The organism is Methanobrevibacter sp. 87.7 (assembly GCF_002208625.1).
Lineage (GTDB): Archaea > Methanobacteriota > Methanobacteria > Methanobacteriales > Methanobacteriaceae > Methanarmilla.
The window spans coordinates 1-5,291 of record NZ_MRCT01000130.1 but is presented as its reverse complement, the minus strand read 5'-3'; the positions used below and the strand labels follow the sequence as shown (position 1 = coordinate 5,291).

Sequence of the window (5,291 nt, the reverse complement as noted above, 5' to 3'; positions counted from 1 at the left end):
TAAAATTCATAAAAATTATACTAAATTTTCAATAAATTAAATTATTACTAAAAAAATTAAAATAAATAATTAATTTTACTTGTCTTTTAAATTAATAAAACTGAAATTACTTTAATTATAATACTCATTATTTTAATTTATCTGATTTTAACTATAATTCTTATAATTATAACCTACTTGATATAACTCTATTTTGAATATTATTTTAATTTTATAAAAAATATTATTAAAAAAAAAGAATTCTAAAAATTTAATAAGCAAAAATAAAAAAATACGATAAAAAAAAACTAATTCTAAAAATTCAATAAAAGACTAAAAAATAGGTTTTTAAAAAAAAAAAAAGAAAAAAGGTTAAAAAAAACCTTTAAAATTTAAAATTTAATTTTTTCTCCTTACAACTAAAAGGACACAAATAATCACTACAATAATAATTATAAGTAATATAATAGGAATACCTGTTTTTTCCATTGAACTTGTGTTTAGAACGGAATTATTACTATTATTAACAACTAAATTATTATCCATTTTATAAATAGAGTTATTATTTATTATATTCCTATTATTAGTAGTATTATTACTTGTATTATTATTAATAGGCTTAGTATTATTATCAGTACTATTTGTAGGATTAGTATTATTACCTGTGTTATTTGTAGCATTAGTGTTATTACCAGTATTATTGGTAATATTTGTATTATTAGTAATATTTGTATTATTATTTATTGTTAAGTTTTTAACTTCTACACTAGCATTAATTAATAAATCAGCTGTTTCATCTGATAAAACGATTAATGGATTAGAGAAATTACCTACTTTAGAACAAGTATAAGTAATATTAAAGTTAACTGATTCACCAGGTATTAATGTATTATGATAAGTCCATACATTTTTACCATTAACTTTAGAATATGTCCAATCTGTTCCATCAAAACTATCATATATTAATGCATTATCATCTTCACCAATAACTACAATATTATGAAGATCTACTTGGCCATTGTTAGTTATATTAACATTAAATATTGTTTTATTACCTACAAAAACAATAGGTTTAAGACAAGTTTCATTAGCAGTAATATTAACATTTTTAACAGTGAAATTAACAGAACTATTAACATTATTAGTTAAATTAGATTTAACAAAGACAGTATTCATGAAAGTTCCATTAACTGTTGTATTAAATGATAAAATTAAATTAGTTGAATCACCTGGATTTAAAACACCAGTATAAACAAAAGTCTTATTATCAACACTAGACCATAAATCATTATTAAAATTATTGAAAATTAAACCAGAAGGCACATCTTCAACAACAGTAACATTACCTAAAGAAACATCACCACAATTAACAACAGAAACATTAAACAACACAACACTACCATTAACCACAACAGGATCAACAACAGACTTAGTAACATCTATTGCTGCTTTTTGAACTAATACAGTATCATTTGCAGTTTTATTACCAGCAAGATCATTACCTGCTATAATTATATTTGTATTATTTCCAAGTTCAGTAGTATTAAATACAATAATGAAATTGATTTTCTCACCAGGATTTATTACATTATTATAGATCCATGTAAGTTTACCAGAATCATTTACTAAAGTCCAATTTTCTGCTCCAATAGTTTTAATAAATTTTAAACCATTAGGATTATCTTCAGTTACATTAAACTTATTTAAAGGAGTGTTACCTGTATTTATAATAGTTACATTAAATTGAGCTTCATTTCCAATTAATACAGTTTTATTAATAGATGTTTTATTTATAGTGAAATTATAAGTGTTTGATTTAATAGTATAATTAAATACAATTAAATTTTGATAATCTGCATTACCTGCACTATAAAAGTTAATAAATACACTAGAACCGTTACCTAAATCAAAAACAACTTCTTTATCAGGTATTGGATTTCCATCATATGAATTAAGTATATCTTTAACAATTAAATTTTCACTATTTCTAAAGTCACCATCAGTAAATTCATAAACTGCTTCACTTAAATTGAAAGTATTATCATTTCTAGTTGCATACTTTATTATTAAAAGTTTAAGATAATCTCCTACATATTCACCTGTATATTGGTTACGTATTAACTTAACATGATCTACAACATAAACATCATAATTTGTAGTAGGTAATGTTTTTTGTGTAAATAAACCATAATAGCCATTAACATTTAAATTAACTAAACCATATTGGTCTGAATTTAACCACCAGGTTTTAACTGAATTATCTTTAAGAATTGATGAAATATCAATTTTGTTATTATTTTCAGTTAATGTATTTAATGCATAAACAATAACATTATCAATAGCTTGATTATCTCCAAAAGTATTATCAGTAACTATACCATCAACAGTATAAATAATACCTAATGTTTTAGCAGTGTTATTATCAAATAAAGAATTATTAAGAGTTAATTTATTACTATCAATAACAGCACCATCAAATCCTAAATTATCAGTGAAATTACTATTATAAATAAAAGTATTAAATGAATATATACCTGCACCATTAATAGCTTCATTAGCTGTAAAATTAGAATTATTTACATTTAATTTACTATTAGGATTAGATAAATCCACTGCTCCACCAATAATTTTTGCAGTATTATTTATAAAACTACTATTTTCAATTATTGAATAAGATCCATTATTATATACAGCCCCACCATAATTAGCAGAATTATTAACAAATAAACTGTTATAAATTTCACTAGTTAATGAATTAATAGCTCCTCCAATACTTGAATTACTATTAATAAAGCTTCCGTTATTAGAATAAACAGAACCACTTTCACTATAAATTACTCCACCATATTGGTTTGCACTTATATTATTAAAAACACTATTAGTAACATTTACATTACGATAACGAGTGTATATAGCTCCTCCATCTACAAGTGCAGAGGAATTTAAAACTGTTGAGTTAATTACATTAACATTACCTTGTTGAGTCCAAATTATTCCACCAGATTTATTAGAAGAGGAATTAATTACATGAGTATTTGTAAAATTAACCTCATTATTAATAGTATAAACAACTCCACCTTCTTCAAGTGCAGAAGAATTAATAATATTAGAACCATTTATGTATATAGGAGCATTATGAGTATAAGCAACTCCTCCTTTTTTATTAGATTTAGAATTGGTAAAATTACTATCTATAAGAACAATATGTCCATTTTCAGTGTAAGCAACACCACCATTACCAGTTGCATTAGTATTATTAAAACTACTATTATTAATATAAATTTTACCTTGCTGACTATGGATTGCTCCACCATTACCTTTTGCAAGATTATCTTTAAAACTACTATTTACAACATTAACATTACGATTAGTAGTATAAATAGCAGCACCATCACCATTAGATGAAGAATTAATAAAACTACCATTTAATACATTAATTTCACCATTTTGAGTATAAATAGCAGCACCATCACCATTAGATGAAGAATTAATAAAGTTAGTATTAGTAATATTTAAATCCCTGTTATAAGCATAAATTGCCCCACCAGAACTACCAATAGCTTTATTATTAATGAAATTACTATCATTTATAATAATGTTATTTTGACCATATATAACTCCACCAGAAGATGCAGTTGAATTAATAAAATTACTGTTATCTATTTTAATATTATTCTGTGCATATATAACTCCACCATTTAATTTAGCACTAGAATTAGAACTTGTTGAATTAATAAATGAAACTAATCCATTTTGAGTCCAAATTATTCCACCGCTATTATCAGATGAAGTATTAGTAAAATTACAATTTATCATAGTTACATCTTTAAAACTATCAAAAATTACTCCACCATTCTTATCTGAATGAATATCAGTAAAATTACTATTTAATACATTAGTAATTCCATTAGTAGCATATACTACACCACCTTCAGAAGTACTGTTAATATTTTTAAAATAACTATTATTGATGAAAATATCATTAGTACCCCAAGCATCATAAATAACAGCACCATTACCTTTAACGGAAATATCTACAAACTTAGAGTTAACAAGATTAATTTCTCTATTACAAGAAATTATTCCACCACTATTATCAGTAGTAATATTATTAAATGAACTGTTAGATACTGAAATATTACCTTCATTTAAACTAAAAATTCCATATTTACTAGATATATCTTTAAAGATACAATTATCTACAATGATATTAACTTTATCAGTACAGACAATTCCTCTAATTGAAGAAATATCATTAATGAAAGTACAATTAACAAGTTTTAATAAACCATTATAATAATTAATAATACCTTGATGACTATAATCATAAGAATTACCATTAATTAAGTTTAATCCAACTATATTAAGATAATTTCCATTATTATTATAATTATAAACCTTTAAAAAAGCATTATTATTTAAATTAATTGTTGCTTTTCCAGAATTTAAAGCTTTAAAAGTAATATTATAATTACCAGTAAATCCAATATTCTGTATATCAGTATAATCACCATCTAAAAATATAACATTATTAATGTTATTATTTTGAATGCTCTGATATGCTTGTGTCCAATTAGAAGGATCATTTTCATTAGAACCAGTTCCAGTACCATCTGGACTAATATATATTGTTTTATCATCACTATTTAATAATGTCTCATTACTATTTCTAAGAATATTATTATGATTGTTACTCAAATGAGTATTATTACTATCTATAACAACATCATTATTATTAATAATACTTGTATCATTATTAAAAGATTCTGAAATGTTCATATTAGAATCACCAACACTAGAAGTTTCATTAATAGAAACATCAGATGCGAAAATAGAACTAATAGAACATAATATAATTAAAACAAATAATACTGAAACTATATATTTATTAAGTTTCAAAAAAAATCCCCCTAAATAATTTGTATAAAATCTTATTCTGAAATTAATAAAAAAATATCTTTTACTTATTATCTAAAAAATAATTATGAAAAAATATTAAACTTTATTAAAATCATTAAATAAAATTTTTTGTTTTTATCATATAAAAACTTTTTTGAAAAATTGCTAAATTAAAGCAATATTATGAAAGTAAATTAAAAAAACAATTATAAAATTAACTAGTTAAAGTTAAAAAAAATATATAACTAATTGAATTAAATAAAAGATAAAATTACCAAATAGATTACCCAATAAAGAAAAATAAACAGTTAGTTTATAAATTAATATTTTATTAAAAAATAATTAAAAATTAAGACAAAAAATGAATAATATATAAAAAATAAATAAAAAATATGAATATATATAACTAATAT

At 22.3% G+C, this 5,291-nt stretch carries 1 protein-coding gene; it reads right to left on the bottom strand.

Annotation, left to right across the window (positions count from 1 at the left end):
- Positions 1–378 precede the first annotated feature (378 nt).
- Entirely contained in the window at positions 379–4,878 is a 4,500-nt protein-coding gene (locus tag BGI41_RS06480) for a DUF11 domain-containing protein (RefSeq protein WP_088539665.1), read from the bottom strand.
- Between the last annotated feature and the right edge of the window lie 413 nt (positions 4,879–5,291).